Here is a 20822-nt window from a genome sequence, read left to right as displayed (position 1 = left end):
TGAAAGAAGGAACAAGACATGGCCGCAGCTCCCGCTCTCGCCATTGCCTCTCTCGCACTATCCGCGGCACAGACCGTCGTCAGCGCGAAACAGGCCAGTGCCGGCCGCAAGGCACAGGCCGCGCGCATGGAACAACAGCAGAAACACGCCGCGCTGCAGCAGCGAATTGATGAACGGAATCTCGAGCGCCAGCGAAAACGCGATATCGGCGCCGCAAGGGCGCGCCTGTCCGCCTCGGGCAGCGGCACGTCCGGCGGATCGGGCGCGGCCGCCTTGCGGGGGCTGAATGTCGCCTACGACCAGCGTCTGTCCGACGGGCGTGCGTTGTACATGTCCGGCCGGGCTGCTTCCGACAGCCTTCTGGACGACAGGTATGGCGGCCTTCAGTCAATGCTCTCCACCGGGCAGCAGGCCGTCGGGATCGGTCAGCAGATCGTATCCATGAACGCCGATTAAGTCGCGGCCGTTGGGGTTTTCCATACTCAAAACCGAAATGGATATTCTCATGCAAGATTTGCCAGCCGGTGGCACCGCACCGCGCATCCAGTATGTCCAGACCGCGCCAGGCAGTCAGCGCGAGTTCGGATATCCGTTCAGGGTCCTGTCCGATACCGACATTCGTGTCGCCCAGGACAATTCAATGCTCGACCCGGGAGACTACTCCGTCAGCGGCATTGGCGACCCTAGCGGCGGCACTGTCACCCTGAACGGTGCCCCGCCAGTGGGGTCACGCATTACCGTGTGGCGGCAGATGCCGCTGGTATCCGGGAACGGATTCGCTTCCGGAACGGAGATTGGCGCACCGGCTCTGAACGAGGCCTTCGACCGGCTAGTCATGATGGCGCAGCAGGTCGCCGAGGACGCGTCCAACGCCGTCCGGCCCGCTCTCACCGATGTCATTCGCGATCTCACGCTTCCGCCCCTTGAAGAGCGGGCCGGCAAGTTCTTGAGTTTCGACTCTCAGGGGTGCCCGGAAACCGTCGCAGCACGCTACATTGGAAACCTTCAGAATTTCGGGCTGATCTATCTTGGCAGTCATGCAGGCACGAGTCCGCCGGAATTGAGGCTGAACGGAACCGCTCTCCGATCAGGGGACCTGTACTTCGATAGCGACGACGGGCTCATGAAGGTCTGGCGCGGCAATGAATGGGCTATCGCAGCGACGCCGGACCCAACACTTTTTCGGCACGATGGCAGTCTGTCCATGACCGGCGATCTTGATCTGGGCGGTCACAACATCGTCAATGCAGGTCTGATCGATGGCCGCAATATCGCAACCGATGGCACGATGCTCGATGCCCTCTCTAAGACCATCGCGGACTGGGAACTCGCCTCCCGGATCATCGCATTAAGGAACGCATGGGAAATCGCACGATTGCGCGGATTGACCGCCTACGCACTGTCGAACACATATCTGGATACATTTGAAGACCTGACCGGTCTCGAAACCGGACAAATGGCGATTCCGCCATCGGATGGAACCATCATCCATGGAACCGACGGCACGCTTCAGACAATGGCCGGAATCTGGGGGCCCGAACTTGCCTTCGATCGAAATTCCAGTGGTACCGGCATACAGGCGACCGGCGACGCCACTCAACTCCATGTCGGCAAGGACTGGGGCGATGGGCAGTCCCGAACCGTGACCCGGGTACGAGCATGGGGCGAGCCCACGGAGGGCGGTTTTGCTTCCCAGGCGGCAACCTGTGCCCTCGCCTTCCAGGGCTCTCAAACGGGCGCCTGGGCGGGGGAGGAGATCACGCTTTGGTCCGACCCCACCTTCGAAGATCCGGGTGGGGCACATGTCGAGTTTGACGTCGTCGATACCACCACGGCCTACCGGTTTCACCGGTTTCTGGTCGAAGAGACCCAGACCGCAACCAGTCTCCAGATCATGGAGCTGGAGCTCTTCGCGGGTCATCACGCGCCGTCAACGTCGACCGGCATTAGGCTTGTGGACGGTGAAGGCATTGCAAACGGGGATCCGCCGGCCTCAATCCTATCCACGGAATCCCATTGGCTTCCCCGCGCGGGTTTCGTCCATACCGGCGATTCCCTTGTGATCGACGCAGCTGTCGGTGCCATTCGAACGAAGCTGCCGTTGCGCGGCAATTTTGAACTGACCCTTTCCCTGGGAGCATCGGGCCCGGACCACCTTTGGCAAATCGGCCTCGTCGAGGACGGTGACATCGGGAACTTTGACCCGGCGCAGTCCTTCGGCGGGCTACCGATAGATTCTGGCGCCACCAGTGGATTGGGTGTTGAGAACGGCATCGCCGTTTCGGTTTCTCAGAACCACGTGCGCCTTCTTCGCATTGAACAGAACATCGTTCATGACGACGGGACCGCAGCGACCATCCTCTCGCAGGGAGATGAGGTCTCGGTGGTGCGGCACGGTGTTGAGGTCTCCGTCAAGGTGAACGGCATAGAAATACTCCAATGCGAAACGACGTTGTCCGCATGCTCCTACGGGATTCTTGGCTCACATACGACGCCGTGTGGATATGAAAGCATCGCCTGGAATCTGAACCACGACGATCCGATGACCCTGGTCTCGAAGGGGATTACCGCGGCAACGCCACCGGAGGAACTTCACATCCTGATCGAGGCGGATGGGGTGCATCGGGGCGAGAACAATCTGACACATTCAAACGACTTTCTGGCTTCCGCATGGAACAAGGCGGGCGCAACTGTGCAGGCACACGAGGACCCCGGCCTTGGCCATACAGTCTTTCGCATCGAAGAAACGGAAAGTCCTGGAGTGCATGCGATGATACGGATCGTCTCGATCGTTCCGGGACAAGTGCACACAGCCTCGCTTTTTGCCAAAGCAGCCGAAAGGACGAAACTGCGTCTCCTGTGGGGCAATCAATCCACAAGCCGATATGCCTACGCGATCTACGATCTCACAAACGGCACCGCCTCCAGTCCGGTAACTGTCGACACCGTCGGTGCCTTCAACGCCGAGATCCAGCCAGTCGGCAACGGATGGTACCGATGCGCGATTTCCGGAGAGCTCGACAGCGTCTCCGATCAGGGTCAGCTTAGTTGTTACCTGCTGAGGGAATCCAACTTTACGCACTATCCTGGAAACCCAACCATGGGTGCCGCCGTGTATGGCGCACAGCTCGAATCCGCCCCTTCTCCGGGTCCCTATTTCGAGACGACGGACACTGCGGTGGGGCCCCGTGTCGTGCTGGAACGAGACTTCCTACTCGAAGCCAGTCGCAACGATGGGTTAAGCTGGCAAACAGCGAGCTTGGCAAACAGTCCGGTACCGGCGTTCGATCGATTGATCGCACACTACGTTACGGATTTCTTCGCGGAACCCACAGGACAGACGGTCAGGTTGCGACTGTCGCTGGATCGACCTGAGCCCATACGCATCAATCGTTGGGCCGTTCAAGCGGACTGCCTACTGTCCATCAGCACATAACCACCATCATTCGGGGATATGTTCGCCATGTCGTCAGCATTCGAGGCGCCGGCCTCCTACCACGTGCAGTTCACGCAGCCGGTCGGGTCCAACAACCGGATCTTTCTGGCCGAGATACCGATCTTCAAAGCAAGCAGTATTCATGTCGCGGTCGGCCGTCGCCGACTTGGTGGAGATGAATACGAGATCGTAGAGGCCAATGCGGTCCGCACCGTTGTGAAACTCGCATTCATACCGCGCGCCGGCACCCTAATTACCATCTGGTCGCTCCCTGAGCTCGCTCGAAAGACCAACTTTCTGTCCGGTCAGCCCATCGTGGATCAGGCCGTTTCAACGGAAAGCGCTCAACTGGTAGCATCGATGGCATGCCTGAGCGAAATTCTGGGCAGATCGCTGCGGGTTCACGAGACCGATGCCCTGAGTTCCCAAAGAACCTTGCCTGACGCGCGCCAGAGGGCGGGCCGTTTACTGGCATTCGATTCCAATGGTGACCTGCAAGCGGAGGCAGGCGAACCCGGTGCGCCAATGCATCTGAGCAGTTCGGTCCTGCTCGACGAGACAACAGTGGGTTCATTTCCACAGACTCGTCCGGACGGAACGGCACTGACCGAAGGCGATCTGGTGCGCGACGCATCGGACGGTACGCTCCACGCCTACCACAGCACCGGCTGGGCACCGGTTTTCGCGGCCGCAAGCGACTATCTTTCAAGGTCGGGGGAGAATGCCTTGAGCGGAGCACTGAACCTCGGCGGAGGCGCCCTGACAGGTGTCGCGTCAATAGCCGGCAGGAAGGTTGCGGACGACGGTATCGTGCTGGAGTCGAGCGACCGCCTTTCGCGAAACTTCCTGTCGCGTCTCGCCGAGGTCACTGAGTGGAACAGTTGGAATCTGGAAAGTCTGATCGAATCCGGGCCCGGCAGTATCGCATCGCTCTACCTGGACGATTTCGACACCGTCGCGGGTGTGGCTTCGGGCATGCCGAGAAACCGGGCGATCTGGAACGGCCTGGATTGCGGCGACATAATCGTCCGCAATGCCGGCAGAGACGCGACGCAATCGGGATCGTCCAGCACGTTCCAGTTCATCGCGGCCAACGCGGAGCGGCGTTTCGGTCGCCTTTACGCAGAGATCACCCATCAAAAATCGAAGGCCGTTGCCTCAGCCCACACCTGGCATGGGATTCGGCTGGTCGGCACGACTGATGTGTTCGGCAATCCGCCGCCCAATGGGTATATTCTGTGCAGCAATGACGGCGGCCTCTTTGACGGTCGGGCTGAAGTGCCGCGTCCGGCGAGTTTTGCCGGCTCTTGGCCCCAGAATTACATCATGGATGATACGCGCGGTGCCGTGGCGGTGGATATTGATCGCGGTCTGGTGTGGTTGGGATTTGTCGATTCTTCCCTGACGACGTGGTGGCATGGAGGCGGAGACCCTGAAACCCGGCAGCACCCGAGCGCACGCTTTCAGCCGGGGACACCCGTGACGCTCGCGGGCGGATTGTGGGGCGGGGATGATTTTTCGATCCGCATCAACGCCGGTCAGGACCTGTTTCAGGGTTCGGTGCCGCTCGGTTTTCGGGATGGCTGGCACGACGGCGATGAGGACACTCTGTCTTCGGAACATGTCCTGCATGATGTCAGCAATGGAACCGTTGGGCCGGCACCTCGGCATACCGCCGTACTGGCTCCCTCCACCGACTGGACACAGACGCCGCGTTGGTACGGGTACAGGGATCCTGTCGTCCACGCGCGTTCCTATCTCGGCAGGCCAAGTTGGGTCATGGAAACCGGAGGGGGCGGCTCGCCCACAATGCTCCATTTTGCCTGGACCAACGAGGAGAACCTGAAACTTGTCAACGCGACGACAGTCGAGATCGAAACCACTGTCGCGGCCTCTCACATGACGTCGTCCGGTGCGGGTTACGGCACTCACATTCAGACAAGCTGGGTCGACAATCACGATACACCGAGCCACTTCATGGGACTTGGCGCGTATCTCCTGGGCGGGCGGGTCCAGGCGCTCTACCATCCCGGCACGTCGGTGAGCGACCCCTGCCCGAGCGTTACTTTGGAAGACGACACCTGGTATCGTTTGACCTGGCGTCTTTCAAAGGAACCGGGATTCACGGCCTCCGAGCAACATCTACAGTTCATGATCGACGGCGCCGTGGTGTGGAGCGGTACATTCAACGCCGATGCGAACCGGCCGGTGGAAAACGGTGTCTGGGCGGGATCGAATGACGGGCTGCAGCTCTTCCATCAACATGACGGCTATCCGTTCTGGACCAGTGCGGTCAGCACCTGGACCGTGCGGACCAGTTTCGACCCCGCATACCCGATGGTGCTGTATTCGCGGCGCATCGACTGTGCCGACATGCCGAGCCAGCTGCGGATCGCGGTTGACCTCGACAACTTGAGCGGTCTTCAGGAGAACGATGACTTCATCCTTTCCGTCAGCCGGAACGACGGCGGAGACTGGCAGGACTTGAACCTCCAGCGCAGCACGCACCTGGCACCGGATCGGTGGATCCTGAGCGCTGCGGCGGATCTTCTCGAGGCGCCGAACGGGGATCAGGTGCGCGTTCGGCTGAGGACAGTCAACGGCGTGTCCCCGATCCTGCACAGATGGCGCATTGCCGCCGATCAACCTTTCGTTTCATAAAGAACATATAGGATACAAAATGCCGTACATTGTGGAATCCAACGGTCCCGTCAGTGTCACACGACAGATCCGACTGGAAGCGGAACGGCGCATCGCCAAGGGTATCCTGGTAAACGGCCGGACCTTTCGGGCGGACGATGCCTCCACCCAGCGCATGGGGGAGGTGCTGCAATCCTTCCGGGATGGTTTGATCGATGCGGACGGTGCGACTTTCCGGACAGCGGCTGGAGACATTGTGACCCTCCGTTCTGTCGATGAGGCGCGGCGCGTTTTCGATGCGCAACGGCGCTACCGAACCGCCTGCCTCGCCAGTTCGGCAGCCCTGCAGCAAAACCCGCCGAAGGACATTCCAAACGACCGAAACTGGCCTGCTCCGGAGCGGGTCGATCTCTGACCGCGGTTCCTAAACCGGTTCAGCCATCCCCGCCCACGCGGGGTTTTTCTTTTCCGGCATCGCTCAATAACAAGGATAAAAGACAGTGCAGAAGTCATCTTCGAAACGCGGCCGGCCGCGTCGGGGCCGGGTTCGGAACATGCGATCCCGGCTCCTTCAGAAACTGCCGGCGATGCTGGATGCCGCGATTGAGGCCTATCAACGCATCGCCACCTGTCCCCCCTCTGACGACCCGAAGCTGTTCGCGGCCTCCCAGACCGGAGCCAAGGCAGCCTTGGCCCACATCGAGCAGATCATCGACCTCGCCGAAACCGCATTGAGGCAGGAAGACGCCCAGGCAGGGACCGATTCCGAGAGGATCGAGACCCTGTTGGGAACGGCGCGCAAAGCCTTGGAAGCGGATCGGAAGCAAACCTCGCAGGACGGCGGGAACAGGGCGGATGACTGACTGTACTTTCCCGGAGTTCGTCTGGATCTGGAACCGGCTTCAGGGCCGTGACCTGCCCCTTTTGCATCGACGGATCTGCGATTGGCTCGACCTGTGCTGGCGGCGCCAGGAGAGGCGGCTGCTGCTTCAGGCCTTTCGCGCTGCCGGCAAGTCGACCCTTGTCGGATTGTTCTGTGCCTGGCTGCTGCGCGTGGACCCGAACCTTCGCATTCTGGTTCTGGCCGCCGAACAGGACCTGGCCGGGCGCATGGTCCGAAATGTGAAACGCATCATCGAACGGCACCCTCTGACCGCCGGCCTGAAGCCGGAGCGTATCGATCAGTGGGCATCGGACAGATTCACCGTTCGCCGACCGCTCGAACAGCGCGATCCATCCATGCTGGCGCGCGGCATCGGCGCGAACCTGACCGGCAGCCGTGCCGACGTCATCATCTGCGACGATGTGGAGGTGCCCAATACCTGCGCCAGTGTCGCGAAACGGGTGGAACTGCGCACCCGGCTGGGAGAGGTCGATTATGTACTGACCCCGGACGGGACCATCCTCTTTGTCGGCACGCCGCACAGCCATTACACCATCTATGCCGCAGAGGTCCGGCCCGAATCCGGTGAAGAGACACCGTTCCTGGACGGCTATCACAGGCTGACCATCCCCATACTGTCCGAAACCGGGGAATCGGCCTGGCCGGAGCGATTCGACCACCGGAAGATCGATCAGCTGCGCCGCCGTCATGGTGAGGCAAAGTTCCAGAGCCAGATGATGCTGTGCCCGACAAACAGCACCGAGGCACGCCTGGATCCCGACCGGATGCGCGTCTATGACGGACCGACCGAGCTGATCGATCGAAACGGCGAGACCGTCCTCATGCTGGACGGGGTTCGAATGGTCTCCGCCTCGGCCTGGTGGGACCCGGCCTATGGCGCCTCATCCAGGACGGACTCGTCGGTCGTGGCCTGCGTCTTCACGGGCGAGGATGGCTGTTATCGGCTTCACCGGGTTCAGTACCTCCAGGTCGACCCGCAGGCGGCGCTGGATGAGGCCCGGCAGCAATGCCGCGCCGTCGCGCGTTTCATACGGCGCAATCATTTGCCGTCCGTCACCATCGAGACGAACGGGATCGGCCGGTTCCTGCCCGGCCTGCTGCGTCGGGCGCTGGATGAGGCGCAATTGGCCTGCGCCGTACTGGAACACCATTCGCGAGAGAACAAGGATACACGCATCCTCGCCGCCTTCGACGTCGTTCTATCCGCCGGGCAGATTGCCTGCCATCGCAGCGTTCTGACGACCCCCTTCCCCCTGGAAATGCGGGAGTGGCGCCCGGGTCTCACCAATCGGGATGACGGGCTGGATGCCGTCGCCGGCTGCCTGACCGCGGAACCGGTCCGCCTGCCGCGTACGCCGGCGATGCATGCCCGGCAACGCTGGCGCGGCAGCGGGTCGATCACGGCGGTCACCGACTTCGACGTCTGACCCTTACCCACTGAAAAAGGAAGCTGCCATGAACGGCACGTCGATCGACGTGATCTGGTGGATCACGGTCGTGGAGATTCCAGCCCTGACAGGGTTGTGGTGGCTGGTCTGGCGAACACGCCGCGACCAGGACATCGCCCTCGACCAGCACCGGCGGCGACTGGATGCCTCGGTGGCTCAGGCCCGCGAAGCGTTGGCCGCCTACAAGCTGGAAGTCGCCAAATCCTATGCCTCCACAAGTCAGCTCAAGGACCTGGAGGAACGCCTGACCGACCACCTGTTGCGCATCGAGTCCAAGCTTGATTCCCAAACCCTGACCGCAAGGAGACAACAATGACGGCATTCGATTCGCCGCCACAGATCGCCGCCCAGGAAACGGCGATCGACACCCTGGCCCGCACGATCTGGGGCGAGGCCCGGGCCGATTCGGTGCGCGGCAAGGAGGCCGTCGCCGCCGTGGTCATGAACCGGGTCAAACGGGCCCGCAGCCAGTTCGGATTCGACTGGTGGGGCGGCACGGTCGTTGAAGCCTGCCTCGGGCCGGACCAGTTCGACTGTTGGCGCAGGTCCCCGGAGGCGCGGCGCGACCTGATGAACGTTCGGCCCGACGATCCGGTATTCGCGGTCTGTCGCCGGATCGCCTGCCGGGCGGTCCGCGGTGCGTTGGTCGATCCGACATCCGGCGCGGTCCGCTATCACCGTGCGCATGAGATGCCCTGGTGGGCCCACGGTCTGGAGCCTACCGTTGTCATCGGGCGGCGGCTGTTCTATCGCGACCACCATGCAACCCCGAACGAAGACGAAACGGTCCAGGATATCTTGGATCCGGAGGTGCCGGCATGATCCCGATGCTGCTGGCCCAGATCGGGCTGCCGCTGCTGGTCAAGGCAGTGGGCGGGGCCCTGTCCGAATCCGGCAATCCGGTTGCGAAGGCCGCCGGCGCCGCCCTGACCGAGGTCGAGGCGGAAATCGGCGCCGGCCGGCTGTCCGGCACCGACCTGCAGGAAGCCAACCGCCACGTGGAACGGATCGCGGAACTGGCTGCCCAAACCGACCGGACCTGGTTGGAACAGGTCAACCGCACCATTCGGGCGGAGGCGCAAAGCGACGACCCCTATGTTCGCCGCATGCGACCGACCTTCGGCTATATCATGGCGCTTACCTGGGCGGCACAGATGGGCGCTGTCGCCTATGTGGTCGCCGTCGAGCCGGACAAGGCCGGCCCGGTCATCGCCGCCATCGCCTCCTTGGGCACGATCTGGACCGTCGGTCTCTCGGTTCTGGGCATCTATGTCTACAAGCGGTCGTCCGAAAAACTGTCCGGCCAGGGCGAAAGGCCCGGAATACTGACCGGGTTGATCCAGGGTCTGTCCGGCAGAACCCCGTCGAAGTGACTTTCACACCCGCCGCCCCTTTTCCTCCTGCAAGCCATGGGGCAATGTTCCGGCAACGAAAAAGCATGCCGAGCGCAGCCCATCGGGAGGACCTGGATGACGCACCCGTTCGAAACCGGATTGGACCGGAACGACGCCAATTACACGGCCTTGTCCCCGTTAAGCTTTCTGAAACGCGCCGCCAGGGTCTTTCCCGATGGCGAGGCAGTGGTTCACGGTCCGACCTCCTTCACATGGTCCCAAACGGAAGCGCGCTGCCGGCGTCTGGCCTCGGCCCTGGCACAGCGGGGTGTCGGAAAGGGCGATACGGTCGCGGTCATGGCACCGAATGTACCGGCGCTCTATGAAGCGCATTTCGGGGTTCTGATGTTGGGCGCGGTCCTGAATGCGCTGAATACCCGTCTGGACGCGTCCACCATCGCCTTCATTCTGAATCACGGCGAAGCCAAGGCCCTTATCACCGACCGGGAGTATGCCGACACCATCAGGGCCGCCCTGGCCGAGGCCGGGCGCGACATGCTGGTGATCGATATCGACGATCCATTGGCCGCCGCCCGGGGGGATGCGCTGGGCGAGATGGAGTACGAGGCCTTCTTGGAAACCGGCGATCCGGATTTCGACTACGGCCCGCCCGCCGACGAATGGCAGGCCGTCGCGCTGAACTATACCAGCGGCACGACCGGCAATCCGAAGGGTGTCGTCTACCACAGTCGCGGCGCCTATCTGCTGGCGCTGGGCAATGTCGTGACCTGGGGCATTAACGGCGCCGCGCGCTATCTTTGGACCCTGCCGATGTTCCATTGCAATGGCTGGTGCTTCCCCTGGACGCTCGCCGCCATTGCCGGAACCAGCGTCTGTCTGCGGCAGGTCAGCGGTGCCAACATTTTCAATGCGATCGCTGATCAGGGCGTCACCCATTTCTGCGGTGCGCCCATCGTGCTGGGCATGGTGATCAACGCCAGGCCGGAGGAACGGCGCGACCTGCCGCACAGGGTCGAGGTCATGACCGCCGCCGCGCCGCCGCCCGCCGCCGTGCTGCAGCGCATGGAAGAACAGGGCTTCCACATCACCCATGTCTACGGCCTGACCGAGGTTTACGGCCCCGCGGTGGTCTGTGACTGGCATTCGGAGTGGAACGACCTGCCGCCGGAGGAACGGGCCCGGCTGAAATCCCGCCAGGGCGTGAACTATCATGTGCTGGAGGATCTGATCGTCGCCAATCCCGAAACCCTGGAGCCTGTGCCGCAGGACGGCAAGACGATGGGCGAGGTCTTCTTCCGCGGCAATGTCGTCATGCGGGGCTATCTGAAGAACCCGAAGGCCACCGAAGAGGCCTTCCGTGGCGGCTGGTTCCATTCCGGGGATCTCGGGGTCTGGCATCCGGACGGCTATATCGAGCTGAAGGACCGGTCGAAGGACATCATCATTTCAGGCGGTGAGAACATCTCCACCATTGAGGTCGAGAACACGCTGTACAGTCACCCGAAAGTGCTGGAAGCCGCCGTGGTCGCGAAACCCGACGAGAAGTGGGGCGAAACGCCCTGCGCCTTCGTCACCCTGCGCGACGGCGAGGATGCGACGGCGGAAGAGATCATCGAATTTGCCCGCGAAAATCTGGCCCGGTTCAAATGTCCGCGCCATGTGGTCTTCGGCCCGCTGCCCAAGACATCGACCGGCAAGGTTCAGAAATTCGTGCTGCGCGACCGCGCCGCCGAGATTTAGGGGACGTCATGGAAAGTGTCCGCAACGAGCGCAGCGTCTTTCTGAACGGCGCCTTCGTCCCGGAAAGCCGGGCCCTGCTGTCCTTCCGGGATACCGGTTTCGTCTATGGCGATGCCGTCTTCGACACCGCGCGCACCTTCGAAGGGCGCCTGTTCCGGCTGAAGGAACATGTCGACCGGCTGTTCGACAGCCTGGCCTATTGCCGGATCGCCATCGACATGGACCGGCAGGACATCATCGAGGCTACCGAGGAACTGGTCCGCCGCAACCGCCCGCTGCTGCCACCGGGCGAGGATTACTGGGTGTCGCAGCGCATTTCGCGCGGTGTCATGCCGCTGGACGGGGAGCCGCCGATCCAGGACGGGCCGACAGTGCTGATCGAGTGCACGCCGCTGCCCTTGCGGGCCCGGGCGGCGATGTTCCGGGACGGGATCGAGGCGGTGATCGCACCGCTGAAGCGGGTACCGCCCGAGGCGCTGAGTCCCAACGCCAAGATCAACAACTACATGAATGCCATGCTGGCCCAGCGCGAAGTCACCGCCGTGCGGCCCGGCGCCTGGGCGCTGCAGCTCGACATCAACGGCAATCTGGCCGAGGGGATCGGCTGCAACGTTTTCTTCGTACGCAACGGCAAGGTTCATACCCCGCGAAGCGATTATATCCTGCCCGGGGTCTCACGCGGCGCGGTGATCGATCTGTGCCGAAACAACGGAATCCCGGTTGAAGAGCGCGATATCCCACTCCACGCCGCCACATCCGCGTCCGAGGCGTTCTTCACCTCGACCAGTCTTTGCGTCTGCCCGGTGCGCAGCCTGAACGGCCGGCCCTATCTGGGGTCCGCCGGGCCGGTGACGAAACGGATCATGGGGCTTTTTGCGGATCTTGTCGGTATGGACTATGTCGGCCAGTACCTGAACTTCCTGCGCGACGGGCCAACCCGGACCGGGTTCTGAGACCGTCGCGTCAGCTGCGCGCCAGCGCGCGCATCATTTCCGCGACCTTGGACTGCAGGCGATCATCGCCGATCCGCTGCCAGTCGCGCGCGACCTTGGACGCCTTGACGTTCAACGGACCTTCCTCCGGCACGGCCTCGACGTCCTGCAGGCGGCCCAGGCCTTCGAAGAAGGCCGACACCGGCACGTCCAGGACGTCGGCGATCTGAACCAGGCGCGACGATCCCATGCGATTGGTCCCGCGCTCGTATTTCTGAATCTGCTGGAAACTGACGCCTACCCGTTCGCCCAGCGCCTGCTGCGACAGGCCCTTGCGAATCCGGAATTCCCGGACCCGATTGCCGACGGTAACGTCTACAGGATGCGGCATGTTTTCTTACCCTCTATCTTCTCTTGCTCTGTCCGCATCAGCGCCCCTATGCGCGGCGTGCGGGACATGGCCCTTCCATCATTCGAATTGTCCGAATCGGGAGTTGCCCCATTCATTCAAGGATTCTGCAATTTTTCAAATTGAATTACTTTGAGCATCACGCCTTACAGGTTTGTTTACTCATAGTCGCAACAATCTAAAAATAGATATACTTTTTATGTAACCGCAGACTGACAACCTATACTGATGGAATCCTTATTCTTCACAAGTAACACAACGAATGCGACAGGTCGACAACTCGCAGAAGTCGCACAACCTTGCGTCTCTACTTGCCAGCAGTCGTCAGGGCCGGACAGACCTCTAAGATTGTTCGGTGCGACAAAATCGCAAGATTTCGATTGGGGTAATTTTCGGTCAAAAGAATGACCGCCTCCGCCGCATTCCGGGAAACCGGATGCGCAGACGCACTTCGTCACGGAGACACGGCGTCAGGTGCCGTGTCGACGGGAAAAGGATGGGCCGGGCCGCGCGGGGCGGCCCGGCGCTCACAGGGTCGGACTAGCCGCCGAGCGAATGCAATTCATCCTTGATTTGAAGCTTCTTCTTCTTCAGCGACAAGAGCTTCGCTTCGTCCGGCATCGGCCTGGAGGCTTCCGCCATCAGGTGCTGATCGATCTGAGCGTGCTTGGATTTCAGACTTTCGATGCGGTGGACGGTGCTCATTGCAATGAGTCTCCCTCAGTTTCCAACATGGCCTATCCGGTTCGGCCGCCAGACTGACGGCAGGACGAAGGCCCGATTGGGGAGACCAAGGCGTGCACGCAGAAAAGCGGTGAAGGCGATATGGATCGTCTCCAGCAGCTCAAGTCACGTGCGGATGGGTCGATCCTCCCTTTTACGCCTTGTTGCGTCTCTCGCGGTACCTCGCACGGCGTGCGAAGCGTCGGAACCTGCGCCCGACAAGGCCGCCCTTGCAGCAGAGACCTGAGTCAATGCCCTGGACGGGGCCGAACCGTTCCGGATCCCAGCCGTATCGCCGCCAGTCACAGCTGGCGGATTGCGGCGGCATCGCTATCTTCTAAGATACTATACCCAGTTTCGATGTGAAGGGTGAATCGATGGTGCAGCGCAAACTCGTGGTCGGAATCAGTGGCGCGTCCGGGGTGATCTATGGAATCCGGATGCTGGAAGCGCTGCGCGATGCCGGGGTGGAGACCCATCTGATCCTGTCCAAGGCCGCAGAGATGACCCTGGCCTATGAAACCGACCTGAAGCCGCGCGATCTGCGCGACATGGCGGATGTCTCCTATGCCATCGGCGATGTCGGCGCGCCCTGTGCCAGCGGGTCCTTCCCATCGGACGGCATGGTCGTCGCCCCCTGTTCGATGAAGTCGCTGGCCGAGATCGCCACCGGCGTCACGTCCTCCCTGATGGGCCGCGCCGCCGATGTCGTCCTGAAGGAGCGCCGCCGGCTGGTCCTGATGACGCGGGAAACGCCGCTGACGCTGGTGCATCTGCGCAACATGACGACCGTGACCGAAATGGGGGGCATCATCGCGCCGCCGGTGCCCGCCTTCTACGCACGGCCCGAAAGCCTGGACGCCGTGGTCGACCATTCGGTCGGCCGGGTGCTGGACCTGTTCGGGATCGACAGCGATCTGGTCCGCCGCTGGAAGACGGACGCGCCCGCCCGCGACGCCGCCGGCAGTTGAGCCTGACGCGCCCGCCGGGCCCTCACCCCTTGCCGAAGCCGGCCGGGATTTTGCCGCCGATGGCGCCGGTGATCGCGCGGGCAATGCGGTCGATCAGCCCGCCCAGTTCCGGCAGCCGGTCATCGGGAATGCGGGCCTGGGGTCCGGAGATCGAAATCGCCGCGACCGGTTCGGCATATTCGTTGAAGACAGGGGAGGCGACACAGCGCAGGCCCACGGCATGTTCCTCGTCATCGACCGCATAGGCGCGGGATCGCGCCCGGGCGATGTCCTCCATCAGGGCAACACCGTTGCGGACCGTCTTGTCGGTGTATTCCGCAAAAGTCAGGGATTTGATCTTCTCCCCCGCCGCATCGGGCGCCAGCCCGGCGAGGATCGCCTTTCCGACACCGGAGGCATGGAGCGGCGCGCGGCCCCCGGGGGGTGCCAGGGCCCGCATCATCTGGCGGCTTTCGACCTGGGAAAGGTAGATCGTTTCGCTGCCATCCGGGATCGCCAGATTGACCGATTCCCCGCTCTCCTCCATCGCCTTGTACATGAAGGGCCGGGCAATCCCGACCATGTCGCGGTTGCGCAGGAACCCGGTGCCGACGATGAAGGCCTGCACACCGGTGAACCACAGGCCGCGCTCCGCGTCCTGGGTGACGAAGCGACGGGATTCCAGTGTCTTGAGCAGCCGGTGCGCCGTCGACGGTGCCAGATCCGCCCGCTGTGCCAGGTCGCCCAGGGTCACGCCCTCGGCATGGGCGGCGACATCTTCCAGCAGCGACAGGGCGCGGCTGAGCGAACGCACCCCGCCGTCGCCCCCGCCGGAACCGTTGCCTTCCGCCGCGGGCCGTCCCCGCCGCCGAACCGGTTCCGCGTCAGCCTTGCGCATATCGTCGCCAAGATCAGTCATACCCGATCGCACCCCCGGCTCGTCTTCAGCGGTTATTTTTCCGCTGTATGGAAAATCTTCCTTCTGATTTGCCGCGTCGGGTGGGAATTTTCAAGCAATCATCGGTGTGCTTGATTATAGTGCACCGCAGTATTGATCAGGGGCGGGGATCACCGCCCGAATTTCAGGGAGTTCGCGCCGTTATGCGCCGTCAGCACCGTACCAAGATTGTCGCCACACTGGGCCCCGGAACCGGGGACGCCAAATCGATCGAGACCCTGTTCAACGCCGGCGCGGACGTGTTTCGCCTGAATTTCAGCCACGGCGCCCATGCCGAACACAAGGCGCGGCTGGATGCGATCCGGAATCTCGAGCGCAGCAGCGCCCGTCCGATTGCGGTGATGATGGATCTGCAGGGCCCGAAACTGCGCATCGGCACCTTCAAGGATGGCCCGATTGAACTGAAGGACGGCGCCAGGTTCCGTCTCGACCTGGACGAGACCGAGGGGGATGGCAATCGTGTCACGCTGCCGCATCCGGAAATTTTCCAGGCCCTGGAGAAGGGGGCGGACCTGCTGCTGGACGACGGCCGCATTCGCCTGACCGTGGAGCGCTGCGACGACAGTTCCGCCGATTGCTCGGTCGCGGTCGGCGGCCCGCTGTCCGAACGCAAGGGCGTGAATGTGCCCGGTGTCGTACTGCCGCTGTCGCCGCTGACCGAAAAGGACCGGGCCGATCTGGAATACGGGTTGAGCCTGGGTGTCGATTGGGTCGCGCTGAGTTTCGTGCAGCGGCCGGAGGATATCGAGGAAGCACGGGCCCTGATCCAGGGCAAGGCCGGCATTCTGGCCAAGCTGGAGAAGCCCGCCGCGATCGACAAGCTGGACGAGATCGTCGCCGCCGCGGACGCGCTGATGGTGGCGCGTGGGGACCTGGGTGTCGAAATGCCGCCGGAAGACGTTCCCGTGCAACAGCGCCGCATCATCGAGGCCTGCCGCCTGGCCGGGAAGCCCGTGGTCGTTGCCACCCAGATGCTGGATTCCATGGTCGAGCGCCCGGTGCCGACCCGCGCCGAAGCGTCGGATGTCGCCACGGCGGTCTATTCCGGTGCCGACGCGGTCATGCTGTCCGCCGAAACCGCGGTCGGCGAGTATGCCGAGGAGGCGGTTGCCATGATGAACCGCATCATCGAACGGGTTGAAAAGGACCCGGTCTACCGCAAGGGACTGGAGGCCCAGCGCCAGAAACCCCTGCCGACCACCGCCGATGCGGTTGCGACCGCGGCCGCCCAGATGGCGGCGACGCTGGAGGTCAATGCCATCGCGACCTATACGACATCGGGATCGACGACCCTGCGGGTTGCCCGCGAGCGTCCGCCCTCACCGATCCTGGGCCTGACCCCGCGTGACGACACCGCCCGCCGCCTGGCGCTGGTCTGGGGTGTCCATCCCGCGCGGGTGCCCGATGCCCAGGACCTGGACGACATGTCCGCCACCGCCACGCATCAGGCCAAGATCGACGGTTTCGGCGACGAGGGCGACCGCATCGTCATCACTGCCGGCGTCCCCTTCAGCACGCCCGGCAAGACCAATCTCTTGCGTATCGCCCGTATCGGCGGCGTGACCGAAACCGGCTAAACGCTGGCCGCCAGCATCCGCGCCTTCTGGACCCGCAATTCCACCGGATTGCGGGTCTTTTTCCGTTTTCGGGGAATTTCACTCGTTTATCGGGTATAGTGTCCAAATCATACCTTTGAGGAGAGGAGGGGGTCATGCCAGCACCATCCCATTATTTCGAGCGCCTGTGCGGCGTGCCGGTCCATTACGACCGCCTGCCGGTCGCCGAATATGGCAGCCTGGGCGTACCGCGCCGATTTTATGCAACGCCGGAGACGGAGGCGGCCCTGAATGCGCTGTTCGGGGAGGTCTTTGCCCTGGCGCCGCCGCGTTTCGGCGCGCCGGTGGCGATCCTGAGCGCCGGAGCCTATGTCGACAAGCCGGGCCAGCACGGCTTGGGAAAGGCCTTCGATCTGGACGGCATCCTGTGGCAGAACCGCCGATTCCTCACCAGTCAGCAGCGCCAGGACAAGGTGCTCTATCTCGGCATCCAGGCCTGTTGCCTGCGCCATTTCGGCACCGTTCTGGGCTACAACTACAACCCGGCGCATGAAGACCATCTGCATATCGATCTCGGCCGGCCGGTCGCGTTCCGGGAATCGAAATCGGTGACCTATTTCTATCAGGAGGTCCTGAATGCCTTCTTCGACAAGAACCTGTCGATCGACGGCGAATACGGCTCAGGCACCAACGACGCCCTGCGCGCCGCCCGCCAGAGCATGGGCCTGGGGTCGATCAGCAAGGTCGACAATTACCGCAGCTTCCTGGCCGGTATCGCCACGATCGTGAAGGACACCCTGGCGGTTCAGCCACAGACCGAACTGGTCTGACGGGGGCGCCCTACTCCGCCGCCTCCGCGTGCTGGTCGATGCGGGAGACCTTGGCCGCGCAGAACTTGAATTCGGGGATCTTCCCGAACGGGTCGAGCTGCGGGTTGGTCAGCATGTTGGCCGGGCCTTCGGCGAAGCAGAAGGGGATGAAGACCATGTCCTCGGTCACGTCCCGGTCGGCCCGCGCCTTCACCTTCACGGCGCCACGACGGGTATAGACCTCGACGTAATCCCCCGGCTTCACGCCGTTCTTCGCCATCCAGCGCGGGTGCAGATGAGCCACCGCTTCCGGCTCCAGCGTGTCCAGAACCGCGGCACGCCGTGTCATCGCGCCGGTATGCCAATGCTCCAGCAGGCGGCCGGTGGTCAGGACCATCGGATAATCCTCGTCCGGCAATTCCGCCGGCGGAACCAGATCGGTAGGTACCACCTTCACACGGCCCGATGCGGTCGGGAACCGTTCCGCGAAGATGATCTCGTGGCCCGGATGGGTCTCGTCATCGCAGGGATAGGTGACGGCGTTCTCGTTCTCCAGCCGGTCCCAGGTGATGCCGTTCAGCGACTGCATGATCTCGCCCATTTCGGCGAAGACATCCTTGGGGTGCGTGTAACTCCAGTCGAGGCCGAGGCCACGTGCGATTTCCTGAATCAGTTCCCAGTCCTGGCGCGCCTCGCCGGGCAGGGTCAGGGCCGGGCGGGCCAGCTGCACCTGACGGTTCGTATTGGTGAAGGTGCCCCATTTTTCCGCCTTGGCGGAGGCCGGGAAGACAACATCGGCGTGATAGCAGGTCTCGGTCAGGAAAATGTCCTGGACGACCAGATGTTCGAGCTTCGCCAGCGCCTCCCGGGCATGGCGGGCGTCCGGGTCCGACATGGCCGGGTTTTCGCCCATGACATACATGCCGGTGATCTCGTCCTCCAGGATGGCATGGACGATCTCGACCACCGTCAGGCCGCGGTTCGGGTCCAGCTTGGTGCCCCAGAAATTCTCGTACATCGTGCGGATCTCGTCCGCCTCGACCGATTTGTAGTCCGGATAGACCATCGGGATCAGGCCGGCATCGGACGCGCCCTGGACATTGTTCTGGCCGCGCAGCGGATGCAGGCCGGTGCCGGGCCTGCCGACCTGACCGGTGATGGCCGCCAGCGTGATCAGGCAGCGCGAATTGTCAGTGCCGTGGACATGCTGCGACACGCCCATGCCCCAGAAGATGATCGACTTCTCGGACCTGGCGTAGGTCCGCGCGACTTCGCGGATCGTCTCGGCATCAATGCCGCAGACCGGGGCCATGTCTTCCGGCGAGAAGCGCTTGGCGTTTTCCTTCACCGCCTCGTAATTGTCGACGCGGGCCTGCACGAACTGCTCGTCGACCAGGCCTTCCTCGATGATCGTGTGGATCATCGCGTTCAGCAGCGGCACGTCGCGGCCCGGCGTGAACTGCAGATGCTTCCAGGCATAGCGCGACAGGTTCTGGCCGCGCGGATCCATGATGATCAGTTTCGCGCCGCGCTTCGCCGCCTGTTTCAGATAGGTCGCCGCGACCGGGTGGTTCTGCGCCGGCCGCGCACCGATCACGATCATGCAGTCGGCATCATTGGCCGCCGTGAACGGGGCCGTCACCGCGCCGGAATTGACGCCTTCCATCAGCGCCGCGACCGAGGAGGCGTGGCACAGGCGCGTGCAGTGATCGACATTGTTGGTGCCGAAACCGGTGCGGACCAGTTTCTGGAACAGATAGGCTTCCTCGTTCGAGCCCTTGGCCGAACCGAAACCGGCCAGCGCCCTGCCGCCCTTTTCGTCGCGGATCTTCTTCAGGCCGCTGATCGCGACCTCCAGCGCCTCTTCCCAGGACGCCTCGCGGAAATGGGTCGACGGGTCCATCGGGTCGACCTCGGTATCCCAGGCCTTGCCGACGCCTTCCTTGCGGATCAGCGGCTTGGTCAGGCGCGCCGGGTGACTGGCATAGTCCATGCCGAAACGGCCCTTCACACAGAGCCGCTGCTGATTGGCCGGACCGTTCTTGCCCCGGACCTCGACGATCTTGTTGTCCTTCACATGAATCTCGGTCTGACAGCCGACGCCGCAGAATGGGCAGACGCTGTCGACGACCTTGTCGGCCTTGCCCAGATAGACCTGGTTCTCGTCGACCTTCAGGGCCGGCATCAGCGCCCCGGTCGGGCAGGCCTGGACACATTCGCCGCAGGCGACGCAGGTGCTTTCGCCCATCGGATCGTCGAAATCGAAGACGATCTTCGCCCCGTGGCCGCGATAGGCCATGCCGATGACGTCGTTGACCTGCACTTCGCGGCAGGCGCGGACGCACAGATTGCAGTGAATGCAGGCATCCAGATTGACGCGCATGGCCGGATGGCTGGCGTCGGTCGCCGGTGCGGCGCGGCGCGGGAAGCGCGACGTCTCGACATCCATCCGGTCGATCCAGGTCCAGAACTTGCTGTCGGTCTCATGGGCCTGCTCACGCTCCGGCTGGTCGGCCAGAAGCAGTTCGAACACCATGTCGCGCGACGCCTTGGCCCGTTCGGAGGCGGACCGGACCACCATGCCTTCGCTCGGCTTGCGGATGCAGGACGCGGCCAGGGTGCGTTCGCCCTCGATCTCAACCATGCAGGCGCGGCAATTGCCGTCGGCGCGATACCCCGGCTCCGGCTGCCAGCAGAGATGCGGAATCTCGACGCCCTCGCGCTGGGCAACCTGCCAGATGCTTTCGTCGCCATAAGCGGTCACGTCGCGGCCGTCGAGTTGGAAAGTGACGGTTTTCAACGCGGAATCGGGCATAATCGGTCCTCTGTCAGGCACAGGTGTCACATCGCGGAGACACAGTGTCACCGGACAGGCGGGTCCTGTCCAGCCGAGCCGCAGAGTGCCGCAGGGACGAACGGATTTATAGCCAATATGCGGCGTCGAGGGAGATAGGAGCGTCAA

18 protein-coding genes are annotated in these 20822 nt (G+C 63.0%); 14 read left to right on the top strand and 4 right to left on the bottom strand.

The genetic code is table 11. The annotated features are described in order from the left end of the window. Window positions 1–18: 18 nt before the first annotated feature. The 11 genes from R8L07_09310 to R8L07_09260 all read left to right on the top strand — a co-directional run bounded on the left by R8L07_09310 (window position 19) and on the right by R8L07_09260 (window position 12476). On the top strand, window positions 19–456 hold the full coding sequence (locus tag R8L07_09310) for a hypothetical protein (protein MDW3205733.1): 438 nt from the start codon (window positions 19–21) through the stop codon (window positions 454–456). Between the two features lie 379 nt (window positions 457–835). Then, entirely contained in the window at window positions 836–3436 is a 2601-nt protein-coding gene (locus R8L07_09305; GenBank protein ID MDW3205732.1) for a hypothetical protein, read from the top strand. Between the two features lie 27 nt (window positions 3437–3463). Further along, window positions 3464–6097, top strand: coding sequence for a hypothetical protein (locus R8L07_09300; protein MDW3205731.1), 2634 nt, complete (start codon window positions 3464–3466; stop codon window positions 6095–6097). A 19-nt stretch (window positions 6098–6116) separates the two neighbouring features. Continuing rightward, on the top strand, window positions 6117–6491 hold the full coding sequence (locus R8L07_09295; protein MDW3205730.1) for a DUF4376 domain-containing protein: 375 nt from the start codon (window positions 6117–6119) through the stop codon (window positions 6489–6491). A gap of 139 nt (window positions 6492–6630) precedes the next feature. Further along, entirely contained in the window at window positions 6631–6939 is a 309-nt protein-coding gene (locus tag R8L07_09290) for a hypothetical protein (GenBank protein MDW3205729.1), read from the top strand. Continuing rightward, window positions 6932–8407, top strand: coding sequence for a phage terminase large subunit (gene terL / locus R8L07_09285; protein MDW3205728.1), 1476 nt, complete (start codon window positions 6932–6934; stop codon window positions 8405–8407). Before R8L07_09290 ends, terL begins: the two co-directional genes overlap by 8 nt. Before the next feature lie 28 nt (window positions 8408–8435). Further along, a complete protein-coding gene (locus R8L07_09280; GenBank protein ID MDW3205727.1) occupies window positions 8436–8744 on the top strand; it encodes a hypothetical protein in 309 nt (102 codons plus the stop codon). Beyond that, on the top strand, window positions 8741–9250 hold the full coding sequence (locus tag R8L07_09275; GenBank protein MDW3205726.1) for a cell wall hydrolase: 510 nt from the start codon (window positions 8741–8743) through the stop codon (window positions 9248–9250). The genes R8L07_09280 and R8L07_09275 overlap by 4 nt, the downstream gene beginning before the upstream one ends. Next, window positions 9247–9801: a 3TM-type holin gene (locus R8L07_09270; protein ID MDW3205725.1), complete on the top strand. Its 555-nt coding sequence runs from the start codon at window positions 9247–9249 to the stop codon at window positions 9799–9801. Before R8L07_09275 ends, R8L07_09270 begins: the two co-directional genes overlap by 4 nt. 96 nt (window positions 9802–9897) lie before the next feature. After that, window positions 9898–11523, top strand: a complete 1626-nt coding sequence (locus tag R8L07_09265) for an acyl-CoA synthetase (protein MDW3205724.1) — start codon at window positions 9898–9900, stop codon at window positions 11521–11523. An 8-nt stretch (window positions 11524–11531) separates the two neighbouring features. Further along, window positions 11532–12476, top strand: a complete 945-nt coding sequence (locus R8L07_09260; GenBank protein ID MDW3205723.1) for an aminotransferase class IV — start codon at window positions 11532–11534, stop codon at window positions 12474–12476. Window positions 12477–12486: 10 nt separating this feature from the next. Here the strand turns inward: R8L07_09260 and R8L07_09255 are convergent, their stop codons facing one another. Together R8L07_09255 and R8L07_09250 are read right to left on the bottom strand one after the other, a co-directional pair. Further along, window positions 12487–12846 carry a helix-turn-helix transcriptional regulator gene (locus R8L07_09255; GenBank protein ID MDW3205722.1) on the bottom strand — a complete coding sequence of 120 codons (360 nt, stop codon included), beginning with the start codon at window positions 12844–12846 and terminating at the stop codon, window positions 12487–12489. A gap of 558 nt (window positions 12847–13404) precedes the next feature. Further along, window positions 13405–13569 carry a DUF465 domain-containing protein gene (locus R8L07_09250; protein ID MDW3205721.1) on the bottom strand — a complete coding sequence of 55 codons (165 nt, stop codon included), beginning with the start codon at window positions 13567–13569 and terminating at the stop codon, window positions 13405–13407. 395 nt (window positions 13570–13964) lie between these two features. Here R8L07_09250 and R8L07_09245 point away from each other — a divergent pair, with 395 nt between their 5' ends. Further along, the gene (locus R8L07_09245; GenBank protein MDW3205720.1) at window positions 13965–14558 is read left to right on the top strand and encodes a UbiX family flavin prenyltransferase; all 594 of its coding nucleotides are present in this window, start codon (window positions 13965–13967) and stop codon (window positions 14556–14558) included. Window positions 14559–14580: 22 nt separating this feature from the next. Here R8L07_09245 and R8L07_09240 read toward each other — a convergent pair whose 3' ends face one another. Beyond that, window positions 14581–15456 carry an IclR family transcriptional regulator C-terminal domain-containing protein gene (locus R8L07_09240; protein ID MDW3205719.1) on the bottom strand — a complete coding sequence of 292 codons (876 nt, stop codon included), beginning with the start codon at window positions 15454–15456 and terminating at the stop codon, window positions 14581–14583. A gap of 182 nt (window positions 15457–15638) precedes the next feature. Between R8L07_09240 and pyk the strand changes: the two genes are divergently transcribed. Then, window positions 15639–17072, top strand: coding sequence for a pyruvate kinase (pyk, locus tag R8L07_09235; GenBank protein MDW3205718.1), 1434 nt, complete (start codon window positions 15639–15641; stop codon window positions 17070–17072). 134 nt (window positions 17073–17206) lie between these two features. Then, entirely contained in the window at window positions 17207–17881 is a 675-nt protein-coding gene (locus tag R8L07_09230) for an extensin family protein (GenBank protein MDW3205717.1), read from the top strand. A 10-nt stretch (window positions 17882–17891) separates the two neighbouring features. On the opposite strand, the gene fdhF is transcribed toward R8L07_09230, so the two are convergent. Further along, window positions 17892–20675 (bottom strand): formate dehydrogenase subunit alpha, encoded by a 2784-nt coding sequence (fdhF, locus tag R8L07_09225; GenBank protein ID MDW3205716.1) that lies wholly within the window; start codon window positions 20673–20675, stop codon window positions 17892–17894. Window positions 20676–20822 lie beyond the last annotated feature (147 nt).

This window comes from Alphaproteobacteria bacterium, from assembly GCA_033344895.1.
Classification (GTDB): domain Bacteria; phylum Pseudomonadota; class Alphaproteobacteria; order UBA8366; family Aestuariispiraceae; genus Pacificispira.
The sequence above is the reverse complement of the archived record's forward strand: the minus strand, read 5'-3'. Positions and strand labels throughout refer to the sequence as shown.

Bases quoted from the DNA above. Each gene is read 5' to 3' on its own strand.
- R8L07_09300 (MDW3205731.1), top strand. From the start codon at position 3,464: ATGTCGTCAGCATTCGAGGCGCCGGCCTCCTACCACGTGCAGTTCACG.
- R8L07_09280 (MDW3205727.1), top strand. From the start codon at position 8,436: ATGAACGGCACGTCGATCGACGTGATCTGGTGGATCACGGTCGTGGAG.
- R8L07_09250 (MDW3205721.1), bottom strand. From the start codon at position 13,569: ATGAGCACCGTCCACCGCATCGAAAGTCTGAAATCCAAGCACGCTCAG.
- R8L07_09255 (MDW3205722.1), bottom strand. From the start codon at position 12,846: ATGCCGCATCCTGTAGACGTTACCGTCGGCAATCGGGTCCGGGAATTC.
- R8L07_09265 (MDW3205724.1), top strand. From the start codon at position 9,898: ATGACGCACCCGTTCGAAACCGGATTGGACCGGAACGACGCCAATTAC.
- R8L07_09295 (MDW3205730.1), top strand. From the start codon at position 6,117: ATGCCGTACATTGTGGAATCCAACGGTCCCGTCAGTGTCACACGACAG.
- R8L07_09230 (MDW3205717.1), top strand. From the start codon at position 17,207: ATGCCAGCACCATCCCATTATTTCGAGCGCCTGTGCGGCGTGCCGGTC.
- fdhF (MDW3205716.1), bottom strand. From the start codon at position 20,675: ATGCCCGATTCCGCGTTGAAAACCGTCACTTTCCAACTCGACGGCCGC.
- R8L07_09290 (MDW3205729.1), top strand. From the start codon at position 6,631: ATGCGATCCCGGCTCCTTCAGAAACTGCCGGCGATGCTGGATGCCGCG.
- R8L07_09270 (MDW3205725.1), top strand. From the start codon at position 9,247: ATGATCCCGATGCTGCTGGCCCAGATCGGGCTGCCGCTGCTGGTCAAG.
- R8L07_09275 (MDW3205726.1), top strand. From the start codon at position 8,741: ATGACGGCATTCGATTCGCCGCCACAGATCGCCGCCCAGGAAACGGCG.
- pyk (MDW3205718.1), top strand. From the start codon at position 15,639: ATGCGCCGTCAGCACCGTACCAAGATTGTCGCCACACTGGGCCCCGGA.
- R8L07_09260 (MDW3205723.1), top strand. From the start codon at position 11,532: ATGGAAAGTGTCCGCAACGAGCGCAGCGTCTTTCTGAACGGCGCCTTC.
- R8L07_09310 (MDW3205733.1), top strand. From the start codon at position 19: ATGGCCGCAGCTCCCGCTCTCGCCATTGCCTCTCTCGCACTATCCGCG.
- R8L07_09305 (MDW3205732.1), top strand. From the start codon at position 836: ATGATGGCGCAGCAGGTCGCCGAGGACGCGTCCAACGCCGTCCGGCCC.
- R8L07_09240 (MDW3205719.1), bottom strand. From the start codon at position 15,456: ATGACTGATCTTGGCGACGATATGCGCAAGGCTGACGCGGAACCGGTT.
- terL (MDW3205728.1), top strand. From the start codon at position 6,932: ATGACTGACTGTACTTTCCCGGAGTTCGTCTGGATCTGGAACCGGCTT.
- R8L07_09245 (MDW3205720.1), top strand. From the start codon at position 13,965: ATGGTGCAGCGCAAACTCGTGGTCGGAATCAGTGGCGCGTCCGGGGTG.